This window comes from Halobacillus litoralis, assembly GCF_020171725.1.
In the GTDB taxonomy this organism is placed as follows: Bacteria; Bacillota; Bacilli; order Bacillales; family Halobacillaceae; genus Halobacillus; species Halobacillus litoralis_F.
Genome location: NZ_JAIVAJ010000006.1, coordinates 339439 through 361412 on the forward strand (window position 1 = coordinate 339439; position 21974 = coordinate 361412).

Sequence of the window (21974 nt, forward strand, 5' to 3'; positions counted from 1 at the left end):
TATTGAGCACAGGTGCCATCACCTGTGCTTTTTTTTGGGGTTTTATGCTGTTTGAAAGAAGAAATTCAAGCCCATCTCCATACTATTTATCAAAGCATTCGGATGGCAGAAACCTGTATAAGAATTGAATCATATTATTGTAGCAGTTTGCATATTCATTGTATAATGGGATGAAGTGTCCTCTATACAACAAATGAGGTGACAATCAGTGCAACGTGTAGCGAATTGTATTTTAAGAGTTGATGATAAAGTACTATTATTGAAAAAGCCGAGACGTGGCTGGTATGTAGCTCCAGGTGGAAAAATGGAGGCAGGCGAAAACGTCAAAGACTCGGTAGTCCGTGAATTTTGTGAGGAAACGGGACTCAGCATTGAGAACCCGGAACTTAGAGGCTCCTTCACATTTATTATGCGGGAAGAAGAAAAAACGGTACAAGAGTGGATGATGTTCACTTTTTACTCCACAAGCTTTTCCGGAACGTTACTAGAGGAAAGTGAAGAAGGTGAACTGGAGTGGGTTCCGGTTGATGAAGTACTAGATAAACCAATGGCAGAGGGAGATCGATTTATCTTCGACCATCTGCTGAATACTGAGGGCCAGTTGTATGGAACATTTGTCTATACGACAGATTTCAAACTGATCGACCAGGACTTGAATCCATCCAATTGATCTGAAAAACGGGGAGCGATCCAGATGTCTGAAGCGAAAGCAAACACACAGTTAGTCATTATTACTGGAATGAGCGGTGCAGGGAAAACGACAGCCGTACAGAGTTTTGAAGACATGGGGTTCTTCTGTGTCGATAACCTTCCCCCTGCACTTTTACCGAAATTCTTGGAGTTGATGAGAGACTCTCGCAACAATATCGAAAATGTTGCCTTAGTGATGGACTTACGTGGTCGTGAATTCTTTGATTCATTATTCGATTCTCTGGATCGTCTAGGGAAAGAAGATTGGGTGCAGGAGCACATTCTTTTCCTTGATGCAGAAGATCAAGCACTCGTTTCAAGATATAAAGAAACGCGTCGTTCCCACCCACTCGCGAAAGATGGGCTGCCGCTTGAGGGCATCCGTAAAGAGCGCAGAATGTTGGACGAGCTGCGTGGACGCGCCCAGACGATTTTCAATACGACGACGTTGAAACCGAAAGAGCTTCGGGAACAAATCATTGAACGATACCGAGAGCAGGAACAGCAAGTCTTTTCGATCCAGGTCGTATCCTTCGGCTTCAAGTACGGCGTTCCGATTGATGCAGACTTGATGTTCGACGTGCGCTTTTTACCGAACCCGCACTATGTGGAACACATGCGTCCGTTGACAGGACTGAATACAGAAGTATCCTCTTACGTATTCAAATGGACGGACACGCAGAAGTTTCTTGAGAAACTGAAGGACCTGCTTGAATTCATGCTTCCTCAGTATAAGAGGGAAGGGAAGAGCCAGTTGGTCATCGGAATTGGTTGTACCGGTGGACAGCACCGCTCCGTCGCGCTTTCGGAGCATTTGTCCGAACATTTCTCGAAAGATTTTTATACACATGTAACACATCGAGACATTGATAAAAGAAAGGGTTTGTAATGGATGGGGAATAAAAGAGAACCTCGTGTCGTCGTCATCGGCGGAGGAACGGGGATGCCGGTTTTACTTCGAGGCCTGAAAAATTTACCGATCCATTTATCAGCCATCGTTACAGTGGCGGACGATGGGGGCAGTTCCGGACGTCTCCGGGACGAGCTTTCCATTCCAGCACCGGGTGACATTCGAAATGTAGTCGCTGCGCTTTCCGATGCGGAGCCGATGTTACTTGAACTTTTCCAGCACCGTTTTTCACAAGGGAACGGGTTGTCCGGTCATTCGATGGGGAACCTGCTTCTAGCTGCGATGACTTCGATGACAGGTGACTTCTACCGTGGGATCAAAGAGATTTCTCACGTATTGAACGTACGTGGTTCCATCTACCCCATCGCCAACCATTCCATGAATCTTCATGCGGAAATGGAAGATGGGAGCATCGTGACTGGTGAATCACGCATTCCGATGCAAAACAAGAAGATTAAAAAGGTATTTGTCAGTCCGACACCTGTTCAACCGCTTCCTGAAGCGGTTGATGCCATTAAATCAGCAGATTTGATCGTCATTTCACCCGGAAGCTTGTACACAAGCATCCTGCCGAACATCATCATTCCTGAAATCGGACAGGCATTACGGGACACGAACGCGGCGACGACTTACATCTGCAATGTGATGACGCAGAATGGGGAGACGTCTGGTTACACTGCAGCTGACCACGTTCAGGCGCTGTTTGACCATATCGGAAACGACGTCATTCAATCGGTGGTCGTGCATAATCAGCCGATTGAGCAGAAATATAAGAAGGCTTATGCCAAAGAACAAGCAGAACCTGTCATTTACGATATCGCCCGCTTGAAATCCATGGGGGTTAAAGTAATTGAGGAGGATATCGTCGATCATAGTCAGGAGATGCTGCGACACGATACAGCGAAACTTTCACAATTGATTCATTCGATGCTTCAAAAGTGAGTGTTTAGATTAGGGGGTGTACATCTATGTCTTTCGCATCAGAAATCAAAAAAGAACTGACGAATGTAGAAGCAGATACGTGCTGCATGGAGTCAGAACTAGCTGCTCTCATCCGTATGAACGGGACCTTCTCACTATCCAACCGGGAATACATCTTGGATGTGCAGACTGAGAATGCAGCGATTGCAAGACGAATCTATATGTTGATTAAGAAACTCTATCCTTATCCAGTTGAACTTCTAGTCCGGAAGAAAATGCGACTCAAGAAGAACAATGTTTATATCGTCCGAATGACTGAACAGGCTAAGCTTGTGTTAGAGGACCTTGAAATTCTGAACGGGCCGCTGTCGATCAACCCGAATATTCCGGAGAAATACCTAAAGGAGACGTGCTGCAAGAGGGCTTATCTTCGAGGGGCGTTTCTTGCGGGGGGATCGGTCAACAATCCGGAAACTTCTTCGTATCACCTTGAAATTTATTCTTCTGATGAGGAACACAACGAAGCGTTGTGTAAGCTGATGAATGAATTCGGTCTTCACGCCCGTACGCTTGAGCGTAAAAAAGGGTATATTACGTATTTGAAGGAAGCCGACAAGATCACGGATCTGATCAGTAACATCGGAGCGCACCAGGCTCTGTTCAAGTTCGAAGATGTCCGTATTGTAAGAGATATGCGGAACTCCGTGAACCGTCTGGTCAATTGCGAAACGGCGAACTTAAACAAGACCATCGGGGCAGCCTTCAGACAAGTCGAGAACATTAAGTTCATTGATCGTACGGTCGGTTTACAGGCATTACCGGACAAGCTGAGAGAGATTGCTTCTCTTCGCCTGAAGCATCAGGACGTATCCTTGAAAGAGCTTGGGGAGTACGTATCCGGTGCAGCGATCAGTAAATCCGGCATCAATCACAGGCTGCGAAAAATTGATGAATTTGCCGATAAAGTACGCAAAGGCGAAGTTACGGAAAACAGCAGAAATTAATGTTATCTATAGCCAATTCATGCTATAATGGTATCAATTCCAGCGCTTTCTTTATTCGAAAGCGTTTTTTCTTAAATTCATTGAATGCGCTTTCTATTGAGGGTGTCAAAGGAAAGGAGAATGATAAGTGGTAGAACGTTCAGTCACCGTAGAACTGGAGACAGGATTGCAGGCGAGACCCGCTGCACAATTCGTCCAGCAAGCCAATAAGTTTACAGCTGACATTTTTATAGAAAAAGAACAGAAGAGAGTCAACGCGAAGAGCATCATGGGTCTAATGAGCCTTGCCATCGGAATGGGAGAAGAGATTACGCTCATTACAGATGGTTCCGATGAAGAAGAAGCGTTGAAGTTTCTTGTGGACTATGTAACAAATTAAACCATTATATGTGAAAAAATGAACGTACCGTTGAAACGGACATTTCTATACATGAAAAAAACCGCTGCCCAATGCAGCGGTTTTTCAACATCTTATTTATCTGAGTTCTTCTCCATAACCTTGTCGATCAGTCCGTATTCTACAGCTTCGTGTGCAGACATGAAGTTGTCACGGTCTGTGTCGCGTTCAATGACTTCGATTGGCTGGCCTGTACGCTCAGATAGGATTTGGTTCAGCTTCTCGCGCATCTTGATGATACGTTTAGCATGAATTTCGATATCTGTCGCTTGACCCTGCGTGCCTCCAAGTGGTTGGTGAATCATCACTTCACTGTTTGGAAGGGCGAAACGCTTCCCTTTCGTACCAGCGTTTAATAGGAACGCACCCATAGAAGCTGCCATACCTGTGCAGATAGTAGATACATCAGGCTTGATGAACTGCATCGTATCGAAAATGGCCATTCCTGCTGTGATGGAACCACCTGGTGAGTTAATGTACACGGAAATGTCTTTTTCCGGATCATCAGCCGCTAGGAACAACAACTGCGCTACAACAGAGTTCGCAATGTTGTCATCAATCGGGCTGCCCAGCATGATGATACGGTCTTTAAGTAGGCGGGAGTAAATGTCATATGCGCGCTCTCCGCGGTTCGTTTGTTCAATTACTGTAGGGACTAAATTCATAGTTTTTCCTCCTTATCATCATTTAATGATGGAATACATTTATCATACAATTATGGTCAGGAAAGGTCAAACAAAAACGGTCGACCTTTTCTTGCAATTTCCTTCTACCATCATTCCCTTATAGAATTGGAATAAACGTCGACTCTTTAAATTTTTCCTTGGAAACCCTCTTGCTTTTTATACCCCCAATCATTATAATGAAATATGCATGTCACTTTTGCGCCCGTAGCTCAGTTGGATAGAGCGGTAGATTCCGGTTCTACGTCTGTCGGGGGTTCGAATCCTCTCGGGCGCGCTACAACAGAGAAGAAAGGCATCCTTTTCAACAAGGATGCCTTTTTCTTTTACATGTACATATTATATTGATATAATGAATGGAGTTATTTAGATAACAGGAACGATAACAATGATTGAAACAACAACTGACGTTACTTAACATTTTACCGCGTCATTGTGTAAATTTATCCGAATTCTCATTCAATGTTGGAAATGTTTATGATATAATGTAGGAAGATGTCACGTACTTTCGTTTCTACGATAGAAAAGGGGTATATATGACAAACCTTATCCGTTACAAAATGTTGTCAACCGAACAGGTTTCAGAAGACAGACGGATCCATGTGTTCGATATGCAGGAGCAGCAGAAGCTTTCGTTCAATTACGAATCGTTGAAACGAACACCTAAGAACTATGCCGGGGAAGAATTGGCTGATTTCCTTCACAAAAGGAAACTTAAAATTGATAACGGTTTCTATGACAATAAGGGGCATGCGTCCTAAGGCATGCTCTTTTTTTGTTTATTATTTTTCAATTCGGTTAAGGTATAATATAGAGGACGAAAGGAAGAATAACTGTGAATGATCTCATTCTCTATGTAAAAAAGAACTGCCCGCTTTGTGATGAAATCACGGCACTTATTGAATTGTTTAAGTCAGACTATGAAATGAAATTCGAAGAGGTTGATATCGAAACTGATGAGAAACTTTTAGAGCGATACATGCTTGAAGTGCCCGTGCTCTATGTCAACGGCGAGGAACTGGATTATCGTTCGATTGATTATCTTTCTATAGAAAAACGCTTACATTAAAAAACGACATCTTATGACTTGCGCGGCTTATGCGACACTGTTAATATTAAAGCTGAAAAAAGATATTTTTTTGCTCCAAGCGGGACAGAATATGACTAGCTGGGACATAATCATCCCAGATGGTCGAAATTCAAATGAAGGAGCTTTATTCATGCGAGCTTTCATCGACCTACAGAAAAAGTTATTCCCTGATGTACTTGACGTTATGCAACGGCGCTACCAACTGCTTTATCATATTTCGATCATGCAGCCGGTCGGTCGTCGAGCCTTAGCGGAAAACATTGAACTGGCTGAACGGACAGTTAGGAGCGAAGTTGATTTTCTCAACAAGCAAGGTGCTGTCGAAGTGACATCAAGAGGAATGCACCTCACCTATGAGGGGCAGAACATCCTTGAACAATTAGCCGAGTTCATTAAGGAAGTTAAGGGCATCAAGGTTTTAGAACAACAATTAAAGGATACATTAAACTTAGACTATGTCGTTGTTGTTCCAGGGGATAGCGATGAGCTTCAATGGGTTAAACAAGAGATGGGACGAGCATGTGTTCAATACTTGAAAAAACAGCTGTCTCCTAATCAAGCCATTGCGATTACCGGAGGTACTACGATGGCTTCAGTCGCCGAAATGATGAGCCCGTTCAGAGATGCCGAACAATGTCTTTTCGTTCCCGCACGAGGTGGACTAGGCGAACGGGTGGAGAACCAGGCGAATACCATTTGTGCTGAAATGGCGAAGAAAGCAAATGGTGATTACAGACTGTTGTATGTCCCTGATCCTCTAAGTGAGGAATCCTACCAAACCATTATTGAAGAACCTTCCATCAAGGAAGTGCTCGATATCATCCGAAGTTCCAAGTTCGTCATCCATGGTGTCGGAGATGCTATGACGATGGCTGAACGTCGGAAAACTTCCCAGCAGCAACTGGAGATCATCCAGGACCGTGACGCGGTAGGGGAAGCTTTCGGTTACTACTTCAACAGAGCAGGTGAAGTTGTTCATAAAGTGAGAACGGTGGGACTTCAATTAGAAGATCTTAAGCACGCCGATCATGTCATTGCGGTAGCAGGTGGGAAATCTAAGGCAGAGGCTATCGCCTCCTATTTCCAACCAGGTCAAAGCAATGTATTGATCACCGATGAAGGCGCAGCAGAAGAGTTAATAAAGGGTTTTTCCCTTTAAATATATTAAGGCATTCACTCAAGGAGGAATTTTAGCATGACAGTAAGAATTGGAATTAACGGTTTCGGACGTATCGGACGTAATGTGTTCCGTGCAGCTCTGAACAATGACGAAGTAGAAGTTGTAGCGGTTAACGATCTAACAGATGCGAACATGCTTGCACACTTGCTTCAATACGACTCTGTACACGGTACACTTCCAGAAGAAGTGACAACAAACGGAGACAACTTGATCGTAGGCGGAAAAGAAATCAAAGTACTTTCTGAAAAAGATCCAGCACAGCTTGGCTGGGGCGATCTTGGCGTTGAAATCGTAGTTGAATCTACTGGTCGCTTCACTCAGCGTGACGATGCTCAGAAACACTTGGATGCAGGAGCGAAGAAAGTTGTTATCTCTGCACCAGCTAAGCAGGAAGATCTTACTGTTGTTATGGGTGTTAACGAAGACCAATACGACAAAGATTCTCACCACGTTATCTCTAACGCTTCTTGTACAACGAACTGCCTGGCGCCATACGCTAAGGTACTTAACGACAAGTTCGGTCTTAAGCGCGGTATGATGACAACTGTTCACTCTTACACGAACGACCAGCAGATCCTTGACCTTCCACACAAGGACTACCGTCGTGCGCGTGCTGCAGCTCAAAACATCATCCCAACAACAACGGGTGCTGCACAAGCAGTAGCGAAAGTTCTTCCAGAGCTTGATGGTAAGCTTTCTGGTATGGCTATGCGTGTACCAACTGCTAACGTATCCATCGTTGACCTTGTTGCAGAACTTGACCAAGACGTAACAGCTGAAGAAGTGAACGAAGTACTTCGTCAAGAAGCTGAAGGTAACCTTAAAGGTGTCCTAGGTTACAGCGACGAGCCACTTGTATCAACTGACTACAATGGCAACACGCACTCTTCTGTAATCGATGGCCTTTCTACTCTTGCACTAGAGAAGAACATGGTTAAGATCGTTTCTTGGTATGACAACGAAACTGGTTACTCTAACCGTTGTGTAGACCTTGCTGTTTATCTTAAAAACCAAGGACTGTAAGAAGACCTGAACGAAAAGAATAAGGAAAACAGGTAAAGGGGGAGGTCTCATGTCCTCCTCCTTTATCCGTGTTTCAGGCGGTCCTGTGTTTCCGTTCGTTTCTAATGTGGAAACGTACATAGGGGAGCAGGAATCCCTGACCATAATAAGGAGGTTGCAACTCATGAATAAAAAAACCATTCGTGATGTAGAAGTACAAGGGCAGACGGTCTTTTGTCGCGTAGACTTCAACGTTCCAATGAGCGGTGAAGAGGTTACAGACGACACGAGAATCAAAGCAGCTCTTCCGACAATTCAACATCTAACAGGCAACGGAGCGAAAGTCATCTTGGCGAGCCACTTAGGCCGTCCGAAAGGTGAAGTTGTTGAAGAACTTCGTTTGGACCCTGTTGCAAACCGCTTGAGTGACCTTCTTGGCCAAACCGTTACAAAAACGGATGAAGTACATGGCGCAGAAGTGGACAAAGCGATTTCTGAAATGGAAAACGGAGACGTTCTATTGATTGAGAACGTTCGCTTCCACCCTGGTGAAGAGAAGAATGACGGAGAACTTGCGAAAGCATTTGCTGAGATGGCAGATCTTTACGTGAACGATGCATTCGGTGCGGCACACCGTGCGCACGCTTCAACAGCCGGAGTAGCAGAACACATCCCTGCTGTTGCTGGATTCCTTATGGAAAAAGAAATCAACGTCCTAAGCAAAGCTTTAGATAATCCGGAGCGTCCGTTCACAGCGATTATCGGCGGAGCAAAAGTAAAAGATAAAATCGGTGTGATCGATAACTTGATCGACAAAGTAGATCACTTGATCATCGGTGGTGGACTTGCGTACACATTCGTAAAAGCGCAAGGTCATGAAATCGGTAAGTCTCTACTTGAAGAAGACAAGATCGATCTAGCGAAAGAATATATGAAGAAAGCAGACGAAAAAGGCGTTCACTTCCACATGCCTGAAGATGTAATCGTAGCCGATGACTTCTCTGACTCTGCCAACACGAAAGAAGTGGCGATCGACAGCATCCCGGCTGACTGGGAAGCGCTCGATATCGGGCCTAAAACGCGTGAGAAATACGCACAAATCATTCAAGACTCCAAGCTGGTCATCTGGAATGGTCCAATGGGCGTATTCGAACTTGAAACATTTGCAAATGGTACGAAAGCCGTCGCAAATGCACTTGCAGGCACCGAAGGTTATACTGTAATCGGTGGCGGGGATTCTGCTGCAGCCGTTGAAAAATTCGGCTATGCGGATGCCATGGATCACGTATCAACAGGTGGCGGTGCGTCACTTGAATTCATGGAAGGTAAAGAACTTCCAGGTGTAGCACTACTAAACGACAAATAATCAAGGAGAGGTGATGAACGATGCGTAAACAAGTAATTGCAGGTAACTGGAAAATGAACAAAACACACCGTGAAGCGGAAGAGTTCATTCAAGCAGCTAAAAACGAAGTACCATCATCTGACCAGGTTGAATCTGTCATTTGTGCCCCATCACTGTTTCTACAGAAGCTAGTTGAAGAAACAAAAGGGACAAGCCTGAAGATCGGTGCTCAGAACATGCACTTTGAAGAAAGCGGTGCGTTCACTGGTGAAGTGAGCCCTGTCATGCTGAAAGAGCTTGGCGTTGAGTATGTTGTTCTTGGCCACTCCGAACGTCGTGAAATCTTCAAAGAAACAGATGAAGAAGTAAACAAGAAGACACATGCTGCGTTCAAGCATGGTTTGGTTCCAATCGTTTGTGTAGGGGAGTCCCTGGAGCAGCGTGAAGCGAACGAAACGATGAATGTAGTTGAGACTCAAGTGAAAAAAGCACTTGACGGTCTAACAGACGAACAAAGCCAGCAAGTCATCATTGCTTATGAACCAATCTGGGCAATCGGTACAGGACGTACGGCTACAGCTGAACAAGCGAACGAAGTATGCTCTCACATCCGTAAAGTGGTTGCAGACTTTGTAAGTGCTGGAGTTGCAGAAGCTGTACGTATTCAATACGGTGGTTCTGTTAAGCCGGCGAACGTTGAAGAGATTGTTGGTCAATCTGATATCGACGGTGCACTTGTCGGTGGCGCGAGCCTTGAAGCCGATTCTTTCTTAAAGCTGGTGGAGGCAGGTAAGCATGAGTAATCAGAACTTAGCTGCACTCATCATTCTCGATGGATTCGCACTGCGCGATGAAGAGAAAGGAAATGCGGTAAAGCAGGCCAATACGCCGAACTTCGATCGTTACTGGAACCAATTCCCCCACTCCGAGCTTCAAGCATGTGGGGAAGCTGTAGGGCTGCCTGAGGGCCAAATGGGGAACTCAGAAGTCGGACACTTGAATATCGGTGCCGGACGCGTGGTGTATCAAAGCTTGACTCGTATCAACCTTTCCATTCGTGAAGGAGATTTCTACGAGAACGAAACACTGCTTAACGCAGTGAAAGAAGCAAAATCGAAAGATAAAGCCCTTCATGTCTTCGGCTTGTTATCTGATGGTGGTATTCACAGCCACATTGAGCACATGTTTGCTACATTGGAACTTGCTAAGAAAGAAGGCTTAGAGAAAGTATATATTCACGCCTTCCTTGATGGACGTGACGTTGGTCAACAATCAGCGAAAACGTATATCAAACAGACGCAGGATAAAGTGAAAGAACTCGGCGTCGGTCAGCTTGCTACGATTTCAGGGCGCTTCTATGCGATGGATCGTGACAACCGCTGGGAACGTGTGAAAAAAGCCTATGACGCCATTGCTCATGGTGAAGGGAAAACGTACGAAGACCCGATCCAGGCAGTAGACGACTCATACGGTGAAGAAGTATATGACGAATTCGTCGAGCCGGTCGTATTGACCGGAGAAGACGGGAAGCCAGTCGGCACAGTGAATGATGAAGATTCAGTGATCTTCTTCAACTTCCGACCTGACCGTGCGATTCAAATGTCCAAGACGTTTGCAAACGACGATTTCAATGAATTCGATCTTGGGGAAGCTCCGAAGAACCTTCACTTTGTCGGGATGACACAATACAGCGATGCGGTGAATGCCGAAATCGCATTCCCTCCAAACGACCTGAAAAATACGGTCGGTGAGGTATTGGCTGACGAAGGTATGAAGCAGCTGCGCATCGCAGAAACGGAGAAATACCCACACGTAACCTTCTTCATGAGTGGTGGACGTGAAGCGGAATTCGATGGGGAAGAGCGCATCCTGATCGATTCGCCTAAAGTATCCACTTATGATCAGAAGCCTGAGATGAGTGCTTATGAAGTGACAGACGCTCTACTCGGTGAGCTGGATGCGGACAAGCACAACGCGATCATCTTGAACTTCGCAAACCCTGATATGGTCGGACACTCAGGTATGCTTGAGCCGACAATCAAGGCGATCGAAGCTGTGGATGAGTGTCTTGGTAAAATCGTAGACAAAATCCACGAAAAAGGTGGACATGCCATCATTACAGCCGATCACGGAAACTCGGATGAGGTCATCACTGAAGATGGCGACGCGATGACAGCGCACACGACGAATCCAGTGCCTGTAATCGTGACAAAAGAAGGAATTGAACTGCGCGATGGAGGCGTTCTGGGAGATCTATCTCCTACACTGCTTCAATTGCTGGATGTTCAACAACCGGAAGAAATGACAGGAAAGTCATTAATCAAAAAATAAGGAGAGATTATTCAATGCCATATATTACTGACGTATACGCACGCGAAGTCCTTGACTCCCGTGGTAACCCAACAGTAGAAGTTGAAGTTTATACAGAATCAGGAGCATTCGGTACAGCACTTGTACCAAGTGGTGCTTCTACAGGTGAATACGAAGCCGTAGAACTTCGTGACGGTGACAAAGAACGTTACCTAGGTAAAGGGGTTCTTACAGCAGTCGATAACGTAAACGAAAAGATTGCTCCTAAGCTACTAGGAATGGACGTAACTCAGCAAGTCATCATCGACCAAATGATGAGAGAGCTTGACGGTACAGAAAACAAAGGAAACCTAGGTGCAAACGCAATCCTTGGTGTTTCCATGGCGGTTGCACACGCAGCAGCTGACGTTGTAGGTCTTCCACTTTACAAGTACCTTGGTGGATTCACGGCTACTACTCTTCCAACTCCGATGATGAACATCGTAAACGGTGGAGAGCACGCGGATAACAACGTAGACATTCAAGAATTCATGATCATGCCTGTTGGCGCGCCAACATTCAAAGAAGCACTTCGCACAGGTGCTGAAATCTTCCACGCACTTAAGAAAGTACTTGGTAACAAAGGGTACAACACTGGTGTAGGTGACGAAGGTGGATTCGCTCCAGACCTTGGTTCAAACGAGGAAGCTCTTTCTACAATCATCGAAGCCATTGAAGCAGCTGGTTACAAGCCAGGCGAAGAAGTACAGCTTGCGATGGACGTTGCCTCTTCTGAAATTTACGAAGACGGTAAGTACAACCTGAAAGGCGAAGGCGTAGTCCGCACTTCTGAAGAGATGGTTGACTGGTACGAAGAGCTTGTGAACAAGTATCCAATCGTATCCATTGAAGACGGTCTTGACGAGAACGACTGGGAAGGTACGAAGCTTCTTACAGACCGTATCGGCGACCGTGTTCAGCTTGTTGGTGACGACCTATTCGTTACAAACACTGAGAAACTAGGCCGCGCGATTGAAGAGGGCGTAGGAAACTCTATCCTGATCAAAGTGAACCAAATCGGTACGCTTACTGAAACATTCGAAGCGATCGAAATGGCGAAGCGCGCTGGTTACACAGCGGTTATCTCTCACCGTTCTGGTGAAACAGAAGATGCGACAATCGCTGACATCGCTGTAGCGACGAACGCTGGTCAAATCAAGACTGGTGCTCCTTCCCGTACAGACCGTGTTGCGAAGTACAACCAACTTCTTCGTATCGAAGATCAGTTGTTCGGTACAGCGCAATACGCTGGAAGCAAAGCATTCTACAACTTGAACAAATAATTTTCAATCTGAGCCTCTCTGATTATTCAGAGAGGCTTTTTTCTATGGTATGATGAAAGACGTAATGAAAATTGGGAGAGGTCCTAAACATGAAATCAATGATCCGACTATTACTCTTAATAGGCCTTGCCTATATATGCTTTACAGGCATCTCAATCTGGACATACGGTACAGGGGACGAAGAGCCGACGGCCGACGCTGCCATCGTTTTAGGGGCAGCACAATGGAACGGCAAGCCAAGCCCTGTATTTGAAGGTAGACTGAAACAAGGAATTGAATTATATCAGAACGATCAAGTTGACTACCTCGTGTTCACGGGTGGGGCCAGTGAGAATGCTGTTTCCTCCGAAGCGCAGGTTGGGATGAACTATGCGGTGGCGAATGGTGTTTCAAGAGACGATATCCTATTAGAAGAGAAATCCTTATTTACAAAAAGCAATGTGATTAATGCGAAAGAAGTAGCAGACAACAAAGGAATCGATTCTTACTTGCTTGTGAGTGATCAGCTTCATTTAAAGAGAGCGGTCTATCTTGCTGAAAGTCAGGGGATGGAAGTGCAGGGAGTGCCGACGAAATATTCCGCTTATCAGTCATTGGAGACCAAATTCCCGTTTTTCTTAAGGGAGTGGGGGGTTCTTATGGGACAACAGGTAAGTGATCTCATATGGCCGTTTGAGGGCTTCTGAGCATGTGTTGAATGGTAAGGATGAGGTGTTATCAATGGAATTAATCGATGCTGTAAAGAATAGACGTTCCATACACGAATTTGAACAAAAGCAAATACCGAAGCCCGACCTTCAAACTCTCTTTTCACAAGCAGCATGGGCTCCGACTCACCGAATGAAAGAACCTTGGAACCTGCGCTGTTATCAGGGTGAAGGCATTGAAGCTTATACGTCAGCTGTTCTGGCAAGTTATGAGCGTCAAGGGTTCTTCTCAAGCTATGAACAAGAAAAACGAGACAAAATGAAAACGGGGATTGAGCGGTTTCTCCAAAGTATCCCGCACCATGTTCTTGTATATATGGAACGTGAAGAAGACCTTGTGAAGTACGAAGAGGATTATGCCGCAGTCTGTGCCTTTATTCAGAACACGCAGTTGCTGGCATGGGAAAAGCAAATCGGGGTTCTATGGACGACAAGCCCGTACCTTCATGACCCTCAATTCGCATCGGATCTTCAATTAGACCCGGAAACAAAAAAGTTGGTCGCTGTTCTTCAAATGGGATACCCCAAGAGGATTCCAAAAGCGAAGGCGAGAACCCCAGTAACTGAAAAATTGACTTTTATTGAATAAAAAAAGAGCCATGAATTGCCGGAAGCAATTCATGGCTCTTTTGTATAAGAATGGTCTACTTTGCATCTGTATCACGATGCTGTTTTTCTGCGTCTTCAGGTAAAGGGTCGACAGTGTGCTTGTAGTCATAGCCCTTTGAAACCGCAGCACCAAACATCGCAGCGATTCCTAATACAATGGCGACACAAACGATCATAATAAGTGTGAAAGTCATCGGAACACTTCTTTCTGTGAAAGTATTTCTCTCCTCACACGTCTTATTGTGCCACACTTATTGGAGGATTACTACTACGATTGTGTTTTTTCCTTCACGAAGGCCACAACTTCTTCTGCTGTACCCATTGAAAGAATTTCATCTTTATAAGAAGTCATTTCTTTCTTAGAAAGCGTACGGATCTGCGTACGTGCAGGAAGAATGGATGTAGCACTCATGCTGAATTCGTCGAGACCAAGTCCAAGAAGGATTGGAATCGCGATTTCGTCTCCTGCCATTTCACCACACATACCAGCCCATTTGCCTTCTGCGTGAGCGGCTTCGATCACATTGTTGATCAAGTTCAGGATAGCCGGGTTGTATGGCTGATACAAGTAGGATACGCGTTCGTTCATACGGTCAGCAGCCATCGTGTATTGGATCAGGTCGTTCGTTCCGATACTGAAGAAGTCGACTTCTTTAGCGAATTGACGGGCAATCACAGCAGTAGCCGGGATTTCCACCATCATTCCAACTTCAATCTTGTCGGATACTTCCTGTCCTTCTGAAACAAGCTTTTCGCGTTCTTCGTCAAGAATCGCTTTCGCTTGACGGAACTCTTCCAGCGTTGCAATCATCGGGAACATGATCTTCAGGTTACCATGGACGCTTGCGCGTAGAAGAGCACGCAGCTGAACGCGGAAAATGTCATCGCGCTCAAGGCAAAGACGAATGGCGCGATACCCTAGGAATGGGTTCATTTCATCCGGAAGCTCCAAGTAGTCAAGCTCTTTATCTCCACCAATGTCCAATGTACGGACGACAACAGGCTGATCACCCATCTGCTTCAATACAGAAGAGTATGCATCATACTGCTCTTCTTCTGTCGGAAGCTGGCTTTTGCCCATATAAAGAAATTCGGTACGATAAAGGCCGACACCTTCGCCACCGTTGTTGATGATGCCTTCTACGTCGTCAGGCGTTCCGATGTTGGCTACAAGCTCAACGTGGTCACCTTCAGATGTAACGGTAGGCTCGTCTTTAAGCTTCGCCCATTCTTTTTTCTGTTGTTCGAATTGGTCCTGCTTTTCTTTATATTCTGCTACTTGCTCATCCGTCGGATTCACAATCACGTCGCCGTTGATTCCATCTACGATGATCATGGAATCCTTCTCAGCTTGTGAAGTGATGTTTTTCGTACCGACGACAGCAGGGATCTCAAGGGAACGTGCCATGATAGCGGAGTGGGACGTACGTCCACCGATATCTGTCGTGAACCCTTTAACGTACTGCTTGTTTAGTTGAGCTGTGTCAGATGGAGTCAGGTCATCTGCTACGATGACAACTTCTTCGTTGATCAAAGCAGGGTCAGGGAACGTGACGTTCAAGAGGTGAGCCATGACGCGCTTTGTTACGTCCTGAATGTCTGCAGCACGCTCGCGCATGTACTCGTTGTCCATGCTCTTGAACATGTTGATGAACATGTCCGCCGTTTCGTCGAGAGCCGCTTCCGCGTTCACATTCTCTGATTTGATTTTGTCTTCGATCGGTTGGATCAATTCAGGATCACTTAGGACAAGCAGGTGTGCAGAGAAAATCTCAGCATGCTCGTCCCCGAGTGATTTCTTAGTATGTTCCTTGATCTTTTCAAGTTCTGACTTCGAGATGTCCAATGCTTCGTGCAGACGCTTCACTTCTGCTTCTGGTTGCTCGATCTTTTCTTTGCTGTATGAGAGGTCAGGCGCCTCCAGCGGATAAACTTTCGCAATGGCGATTCCACTGGACGCAGCAATTCCTTGAAGGTGTGTCATTTATTTATTCCCCCAGGCCTTCGTTCTTCATTGTTGTAGTAAGGTGGTCGATCGCTTCCTGCTCATCGTCACCTTCCGTTGTGATCTTCACTTCTGCTCCAGCAGGGATACCAAGGCTCATGATACCCATGATGGATTTCAAGTTTACAGCCTTCTCTTTGTAGTGAAGGTTGATATCAGACTGATACTTACCTGCGTTTTGTACAAGGACAGTTGCAGGGCGTGCGTGCACGCCATCAGATGAAGTAATGGTAAATGTTTGTTCTTTCATTATCTATTCCTCCTAAAAAAGTACTTATTTTGAGAGATACCCTAACTCTCTTATTTTAAGCCTTTCTAAGGTCTTTTTTCAACAATCCTACAATAATTGCGCTGAGAATTGTTCCAGCAATAATTGCCACAATATACAGAAGAATCTGCGTGATGCCGCCTTCGATCAATGGAATGATGATCGCGCCGCCGTGTGGGGCAGGAAGGCTGATTCCGAACATCATAACGAGCATACCCGTAAGGGCACTACCAGCTACCATGGATGGAATGACACGGGCAGGGTCTGCTGCAGCGAATGGAATCGCTCCTTCTGTGATGAAGAATGCGCCAAGCGGCAGGGCAGAAATTCCTGTTTCTTTTTCTTGTGCAGTGAATTTGTTTTTGAAAATAAGTGTTGCGACACCCATCGCAAGTGGTGGAACCATTCCACCAGCCATAGCGGCTGCAATGAAGGTGAAGTTTCCGGCATCAAGTGCAGCAATACCGAATGTGTAGGCTGCTTTGTTGACGGGACCACCCATGTCTACGGCCATCATACCGCCGACAATCAGTCCGAGCAGTGCTAAGTTGGAACCGCTCATGTTTTCTAAGAAATTGAACAATCCAGTGTAAATGCTTGTTAATGGTTGGTTGATCAACAGCATAATCATACCTGTTGCAAAAATTGATAGAACCGGATAGAAGAGAACGGTCTTCAGACCATCCAATACGGCAGGAAGCCCTTCAAGAGCTTTCTTAATCAACAGTGTTAAATAACCAGCAAGGAAACCGGCGATCAAGCCGCCAAGGAATCCGGAGCCATTTCCTGCGTTCTCAGCAGATGTCTGTGTAATGGCAATCAGACCACCGACCATACCTGGAGCAAATCCTGGACGATCCGCGATACTGGACGCAATGAAACCGGCAAGTACAGGTACAAGTAAGAAGAATGCATTAGCGCCGCCGATAATGTTCAGCATCTCTGCGAAGCGGTTGTATTGGTCACTGTCAGGGTTCGCTGAGTTGATTCCCCAGAAGAACGATAGGGCAATCAGAATTCCGCCACCGACAACAAATGGAAGCATGTTGGAAACACCGTTCATCAGGTGCTTATAGAAACCTTTACGCTGTCCTTTTTCGTCAGATGAGTCGGAAGAGGATTTCCCGCCGCCTTCATAGATCGGTGCATCTTTATTGACAGCTTTCTTAATTAAGTCTTCGGCTTCGTGAATCGCTTTTGCAACGGGAACCTCAATGACGGGCTTACCGTTGAAGCCACTCATATCGACATTGACATCGGCAGCCACGATAATGGCATCTGCTTCTGCAATGTCTTCATCTGTCAAACGGTTCTTGACTCCGCTTGAGCCGTTCGTTTGAACTTTGATTGGAACATTCATTTCTTTTGCTGTTGCTTTCAATTTATCGGCTGCCATATACGTGTGGGCAATACCTGTCGGGCACGCTGTAACGGCAAGAATCTTGCCTGCAGCACTTGAAGTTTCCGGCTCTTCATCGCCTTCTTCTTCCGCTTCTTTCGCATTGATCGCTTCAATGACATCAGCTTCCGTCTTAGCAGCTTCAAGCTTTTCACGGAAAGACGTGTCCATTAGGAAGGAAGACAAGCGTGATAGAGTCTCTAAGTGTGTGTTATTCGCGCCTTCTGAGGCGGCAATCATAAAGAATAGGTTCGTCGGTTGTCCGTCAAGGGATTCATAGTCGAGCCCATCTGCAGAACGCCCGAAAGCGATAGCAGGATCCTTTACAGCGTTTGTTTTGGCGTGTGGAATCGCAATTCCTTCGCCAATTCCTGTTGTGCTTTGATCTTCGCGGGCTTGAATCGCCTGCTTGAATTCGTCACGATTACTTAGTTTACCGGCAGCATCCAGTTTGCCGACAAGCTCATCAATCGCCTCTGGCTTAGAACTTGCCTTCATGTTCAACAAAATCGTATCTGTTGTCAGCAAATCCGTAATTCTCATTTTTGTTCCTCCTCTATTGATGTAAGGCTGATTTCATTCAGCAATTTATCTACATCTTCTTTTTGACATAAATCATCTTGGAAAGCTGTTGCGCTTCCTGAGGCGACCGCGAATCGGAAAGCTTCTTCTACCGGTTCCCCTTTATGAAGAGCAGAAGCAAATCCAGCAACCATCGAATCGCCGGCACCTACAGAGTTTTTCACCTGTCCCTTAGGCACTTCAGCAAAAAGCTGTACATCTTCCCCAATATAGACAGCTCCTTGTCCCCCCATGGAAACAATGACGTGTGAGACGCCTTGTTCAAAGAGCTTCCGCCCGTAATGAGCAGCCTGCTCTTTCGTTTCGACCTCTGCTTGGAAAAGGTCGCCGAGCTCATGGTGGTTCGGTTTGATCAAGTGTAGGGATGAACCGATTAGTTGCTTCAACGCTGATCCGGATGTGTCAGCAATCAGTTTCGTTCCCTGCTCCTCGCAAAGCTTAGCAATGGTGACATAAAAGTCATTAGGCAGGGAAGAAGGGACGCTTCCGGCAATGATCAGCGTATCTTCATCGGTCATCTCTTTGATTCGTCCGATCAGCTGATTTTGTTGTTCCTCTGTAATGACAGGGCCGGGACCATTGATTTCGGTTTCATCCGAACTTTTCAATTTTACATTGACCCTGGTCTTTCCTTCTGTAGAAATAAACTCACTCTTGATATTTTCTTTTTCCAAAGACTCTTGAATGAAGGCTCCTGTGAATCCGGCTTTGTAGCCAAGAGCAATCGTTTCAACTCCGAGCCTTTTCATCACGCGGGAAACGTTGATTCCTTTACCCCCCGGGTAGAAGAACGTTTCCTTCGCTCTGTTCAATGACCCACCCTCGAATTCATCAACATGCATGATGTAATCGATTGAAGGGTTCAGCGTACATGTGTAAATCATGTTGTCACAACCTTTACTGTCGTTTTTTCCTTGTAAGGGTTCAACTCCAATTCGAAGTCATCTGTAATAATATCCGCCTCATGAAGTTCAGCAAACTTCGTGAATGAGACTTGTTCGAACTTTGTGTGATCAGCAAGAATATAGCGCTGTCTGGAGTGGTGGATGACGGCCTGCTTGATGGCCGCTTCTTCTGGGTCTGGTGTTGTATATCCGTCTGTTGCGTGGATCCCGTTCGCACCAATAAAGCATTTGTCGAAGCGGTACTGTTGTAAAGTCTGCATCGCTCCTGTACCGATGACCGCTTGTGTCCGGTGTTTGACAAGACCACCCAGGACATATGTTTTAATATGGTGTTCACTTAATAGGTCCAAATGATTCAGACCATTCGTTACCACAATAATTTCTTTATCTCGAAGGTGAGGGATCATGGCATACGTAGTCGATCCAGCATCAAGGAAAACACAGTCCCCATCTTTAATGAGAGAAGCAGCATGAAGAGCGATGCTTTCTTTCTCCTGAGCGTTTTTGATTGATTTCTCTCCCATGCTCAGTTCTTCGCTCGCCGTCTGCAAAAGGGAAGCTCCTCCATGAACACGTTGGAGGAGTCCTTTTTGCTCCAGCTGATCCAGATCTCTGCGGATCGTCGATTCGGATGACCCGGTTTGATTCACTAAGTCTTTTATTTTGACTGTATGATGGTTTTTGACAGATTCTAGAATGAGTTGTTGTCTTTCTGGAGTAAGCATCATGGCGCCTCCTTAGAACTTTCTATGTATATCATAAAAGAAAACCCTTTCATTTGCAATCAAAAACTATCAAAAACTTTCAAAACGCATCAAAAAAGTGACCACAGCGCTTCACTGTGGTCATGACGGGATATGGAGGGAAGGATTCTCCCACTCAACAAATGACTCTCCATACAATAAATGGTAGGTTTTGATGCGGTCAGGCGGTGAGTGGAACATATGATACGAGCACTGAATCGCTGACCGACAGTAGTGCTCGATTTCCTGTTTCTTCCTTTGTAATACGAATTTTTTGAATGTACGCTCGTTTTCTGTTTCTTCTATAATCACGTGGTTCAACGTCAGCTTATTTTCCTGATCGAACGTCTCCCAATATTTACAGAACCAAGAAAGATCGGGACGGGTATCTAAAGCGGCTTGCAGGAAATGATCGACGATTTGGGCGAGCTGCAGGTAATAGCATCCGTAATCGGGAAAGTTTCCTTTATTTAAATGACGCTGCTTCCGTTCAATTAATTGAAGGATTCGAACTGTGGACCGTTCGTGAACAGGCCACTGGTAAACGTGTTCGATAAGTTCATCAACAAAAATCTGAAGTTCATGTTTCCAGCATGGTTTCATATGTAATCACCTCTGATTTTATATTAATTGAAAATGATTCTCAATGTCAACTAAACTTCAGATTGTTGTTGATGCGTAAAGGCTTTTATGCTACATTTAAACTAGTCATTTGTACGTCTTTAGGAGGTGTGGCACATCATGGAAACACTCGCGATCACGCTATTAGCGATTGATACGATTGCTCTTATCGTACTTGTATTGCTTCAGTCTGGTAAAAGTGCCGGTCTTTCAGGAGCTATTTCCGGTGGGGCTGAGCAGTTATTCGGAAAACAAAAAGCACGAGGAATCGACGCTGTTCTTCACAAAGCAACGATTGTAACAGGTGTACTTTTCTTCGTATTGGCTTTCTTATCCGCTTATATCTTAGGGTAAATAGAGTAAATAAACCGCGCTTGTTTAAGCGCGGTTTTTCTATATGGTTCATAACTTCCATTAATATCCAATAAACGTATGCATTTACGCTTTTCACTATAGTGGGATAAACTAGAAAACGTATGGAATAAGAATGAAAATTATAAATTTGGAAATAGATGAAGTAAGGAGAATCAATCATGAAAATTAAACAACCTAAACCCTTTACGTTTGAGGAAGGCGAGCGTGCGGTATTATTATTACATGGCTTTACTGGGCATTCAGCAGACGTTCGGATGCTCGGACGATTTTTACAAAAGCATGGATACACAACGCATGCTCCGATCTACCGAGGACATGGGCAGGAGCTCGAAGCTTTAATTGATGCCCGTCCTGAACAATGGTGGGCGGATGTGCAGGACGCATTGAACCACCTCAAGGAACTTGGATATGAGAAGATCGCCGTAGCTGGACTTTCGCTCGGTGGAGTGCTCAGCTTGAAGCTCGCGTATTCTGAGCCGATCAAAGGCGTTGTGACGATGTGTGCGCCGATGTTCTTTGATAATGAAAAACAATTAACACAAGGATTCGAATTCAAAGCAAGACAGTACAAGCAGCTGGAAGGTAAAGATCAGGAAACGATCGATCAAGAAGTGGAGCAGATGCTCGAACGTTCCGAACCGATGTTTCATGAACTTGGCAAACTAATCGAAAGTGTTCATGACGATGTCGATCAAATCTATACACCTACCTTTGTGGTACAAGCAGAACAAGATGAGATGATTAATACAGATAGTGCACAGTACATTTATGATCAAGTAGAAGCCGATCAAAAAGATATGAAATGGTACAAAAACTCAGGACACGTGATCACCATGGATAAAGAGAAAGAAGAGCTGCACGAAGATATACTTGCCTTCTTAGAGTCTCTGGACTGGTCGTGAACGT

25 protein-coding genes and 1 tRNA gene are annotated in these 21974 nt (G+C 45.3%); 18 read left to right on the top strand and 8 right to left on the bottom strand.

All coding sequences use genetic code 11. From position 1 onward, the window contains the following. The first annotated feature begins 208 nt into the window (after positions 1-208). The 5 genes from LCM20_RS13660 to LCM20_RS13680 all read left to right on the top strand — a co-directional run bounded on the left by LCM20_RS13660 (position 209) and on the right by LCM20_RS13680 (position 3904). Positions 209-670 carry an NUDIX domain-containing protein gene (locus LCM20_RS13660; RefSeq protein ID WP_225196035.1) on the top strand — a complete coding sequence of 154 codons (462 nt, stop codon included), beginning with the start codon at positions 209-211 and terminating at the stop codon, positions 668-670. Positions 671-694: 24 nt separating this feature from the next. After that, positions 695-1579: an RNase adapter RapZ gene (gene rapZ, locus LCM20_RS13665; RefSeq protein ID WP_225196036.1), complete on the top strand. Its 885-nt coding sequence runs from the start codon at positions 695-697 to the stop codon at positions 1577-1579. A gap of 3 nt (positions 1580-1582) precedes the next feature. Then, positions 1583-2542, top strand: coding sequence for a gluconeogenesis factor YvcK family protein (locus LCM20_RS13670; RefSeq protein WP_225196037.1), 960 nt, complete (start codon positions 1583-1585; stop codon positions 2540-2542). A gap of 26 nt (positions 2543-2568) precedes the next feature. Beyond that, positions 2569-3525 carry a DNA-binding protein WhiA gene (gene whiA / locus LCM20_RS13675; protein ID WP_225196038.1) on the top strand — a complete coding sequence of 319 codons (957 nt, stop codon included), beginning with the start codon at positions 2569-2571 and terminating at the stop codon, positions 3523-3525. Positions 3526-3652: 127 nt separating this feature from the next. Continuing rightward, entirely contained in the window at positions 3653-3904 is a 252-nt protein-coding gene (locus tag LCM20_RS13680) for an HPr family phosphocarrier protein (RefSeq protein ID WP_225196039.1), read from the top strand. Positions 3905-3996: 92 nt separating this feature from the next. On the opposite strand, the gene clpP is transcribed toward LCM20_RS13680, so the two are convergent. After that, positions 3997-4587 (bottom strand): ATP-dependent Clp endopeptidase proteolytic subunit ClpP, encoded by a 591-nt coding sequence (gene clpP, locus LCM20_RS13685; RefSeq protein WP_225196040.1) that lies wholly within the window; start codon positions 4585-4587, stop codon positions 3997-3999. A 219-nt stretch (positions 4588-4806) separates the two neighbouring features. On the opposite strand from clpP, the gene LCM20_RS13690 reads away from it, so the two are divergent. From LCM20_RS13690 to LCM20_RS13740, 11 genes are all read left to right on the top strand, one after another. Then, positions 4807-4882, top strand: a tRNA-Arg gene (locus tag LCM20_RS13690). Between the two features lie 283 nt (positions 4883-5165). Continuing rightward, positions 5166-5366, top strand: coding sequence for a hypothetical protein (locus LCM20_RS13695; RefSeq protein WP_225196041.1), 201 nt, complete (start codon positions 5166-5168; stop codon positions 5364-5366). Positions 5367-5440: 74 nt separating this feature from the next. Beyond that, positions 5441-5674, top strand: coding sequence for a glutaredoxin family protein (locus LCM20_RS13700; protein ID WP_225196042.1), 234 nt, complete (start codon positions 5441-5443; stop codon positions 5672-5674). Positions 5675-5825: 151 nt separating this feature from the next. Next, positions 5826-6854, top strand: a complete 1029-nt coding sequence (locus tag LCM20_RS13705; RefSeq protein ID WP_225196043.1) for a sugar-binding transcriptional regulator — start codon at positions 5826-5828, stop codon at positions 6852-6854. Between the two features lie 36 nt (positions 6855-6890). Beyond that, positions 6891-7898, top strand: a complete 1008-nt coding sequence (gene gap / locus LCM20_RS13710; protein WP_225196044.1) for a type I glyceraldehyde-3-phosphate dehydrogenase — start codon at positions 6891-6893, stop codon at positions 7896-7898. Between the two features lie 163 nt (positions 7899-8061). Then, positions 8062-9243, top strand: coding sequence for a phosphoglycerate kinase (locus LCM20_RS13715; RefSeq protein ID WP_225196045.1), 1182 nt, complete (start codon positions 8062-8064; stop codon positions 9241-9243). Between the two features lie 20 nt (positions 9244-9263). After that, the gene (tpiA, locus tag LCM20_RS13720; protein WP_225196046.1) at positions 9264-10025 is read left to right on the top strand and encodes a triose-phosphate isomerase; all 762 of its coding nucleotides are present in this window, start codon (positions 9264-9266) and stop codon (positions 10023-10025) included. Then, the gene (gene gpmI, locus LCM20_RS13725) at positions 10018-11553 is read left to right on the top strand and encodes a 2,3-bisphosphoglycerate-independent phosphoglycerate mutase (RefSeq protein WP_225196047.1); all 1536 of its coding nucleotides are present in this window, start codon (positions 10018-10020) and stop codon (positions 11551-11553) included. Before tpiA ends, gpmI begins: the two co-directional genes overlap by 8 nt. 14 nt (positions 11554-11567) lie before the next feature. After that, positions 11568-12854, top strand: coding sequence for a phosphopyruvate hydratase (gene eno / locus LCM20_RS13730; RefSeq protein WP_225196048.1), 1287 nt, complete (start codon positions 11568-11570; stop codon positions 12852-12854). Positions 12855-12943: 89 nt separating this feature from the next. After that, a complete protein-coding gene (locus tag LCM20_RS13735) occupies positions 12944-13540 on the top strand; it encodes a YdcF family protein (RefSeq protein ID WP_225196049.1) in 597 nt (198 codons plus the stop codon). A gap of 34 nt (positions 13541-13574) precedes the next feature. Further along, on the top strand, positions 13575-14150 hold the full coding sequence (locus LCM20_RS13740; RefSeq protein WP_225196050.1) for a nitroreductase: 576 nt from the start codon (positions 13575-13577) through the stop codon (positions 14148-14150). A gap of 55 nt (positions 14151-14205) precedes the next feature. On the opposite strand, the gene ytzI is transcribed toward LCM20_RS13740, so the two are convergent. From ytzI to LCM20_RS13775, 7 genes are all read right to left on the bottom strand, one after another. Further along, complete coding sequence (ytzI, locus tag LCM20_RS13745; RefSeq protein ID WP_225196051.1) at positions 14206-14364, bottom strand: YtzI protein; 159 nt, start codon at positions 14362-14364, stop codon at positions 14206-14208. Between the two features lie 74 nt (positions 14365-14438). After that, positions 14439-16154, bottom strand: coding sequence for a phosphoenolpyruvate--protein phosphotransferase (gene ptsP, locus LCM20_RS13750; RefSeq protein WP_225196052.1), 1716 nt, complete (start codon positions 16152-16154; stop codon positions 14439-14441). Between the two features lie 4 nt (positions 16155-16158). Further along, a complete protein-coding gene (locus LCM20_RS13755) occupies positions 16159-16425 on the bottom strand; it encodes a phosphocarrier protein HPr (RefSeq protein WP_225196053.1) in 267 nt (88 codons plus the stop codon). 55 nt (positions 16426-16480) lie between these two features. Continuing rightward, positions 16481-18385 (bottom strand): PTS fructose transporter subunit IIABC, encoded by a 1905-nt coding sequence (locus tag LCM20_RS13760; RefSeq protein ID WP_225196054.1) that lies wholly within the window; start codon positions 18383-18385, stop codon positions 16481-16483. Further along, positions 18382-19308: a 1-phosphofructokinase gene (gene pfkB, locus LCM20_RS13765; protein WP_225196055.1), complete on the bottom strand. Its 927-nt coding sequence runs from the start codon at positions 19306-19308 to the stop codon at positions 18382-18384. Before pfkB ends, LCM20_RS13760 begins: the two co-directional genes overlap by 4 nt. Next, the gene (locus LCM20_RS13770; RefSeq protein ID WP_225196056.1) at positions 19305-20054 is read right to left on the bottom strand and encodes a DeoR/GlpR family DNA-binding transcription regulator; all 750 of its coding nucleotides are present in this window, start codon (positions 20052-20054) and stop codon (positions 19305-19307) included. Before LCM20_RS13770 ends, pfkB begins: the two co-directional genes overlap by 4 nt. 120 nt (positions 20055-20174) lie before the next feature. Further along, positions 20175-20675, bottom strand: coding sequence for a hypothetical protein (locus tag LCM20_RS13775; protein WP_225196057.1), 501 nt, complete (start codon positions 20673-20675; stop codon positions 20175-20177). A 138-nt stretch (positions 20676-20813) separates the two neighbouring features. Here LCM20_RS13775 and secG point away from each other — a divergent pair, with 138 nt between their 5' ends. Then, the gene (gene secG / locus LCM20_RS13780) at positions 20814-21047 is read left to right on the top strand and encodes a preprotein translocase subunit SecG (protein ID WP_225196058.1); all 234 of its coding nucleotides are present in this window, start codon (positions 20814-20816) and stop codon (positions 21045-21047) included. Between the two features lie 179 nt (positions 21048-21226). Next, positions 21227-21970: an alpha/beta hydrolase gene (locus tag LCM20_RS13785; RefSeq protein WP_225196059.1), complete on the top strand. Its 744-nt coding sequence runs from the start codon at positions 21227-21229 to the stop codon at positions 21968-21970. Positions 21971-21974: the final 4 nt, after the last annotated feature.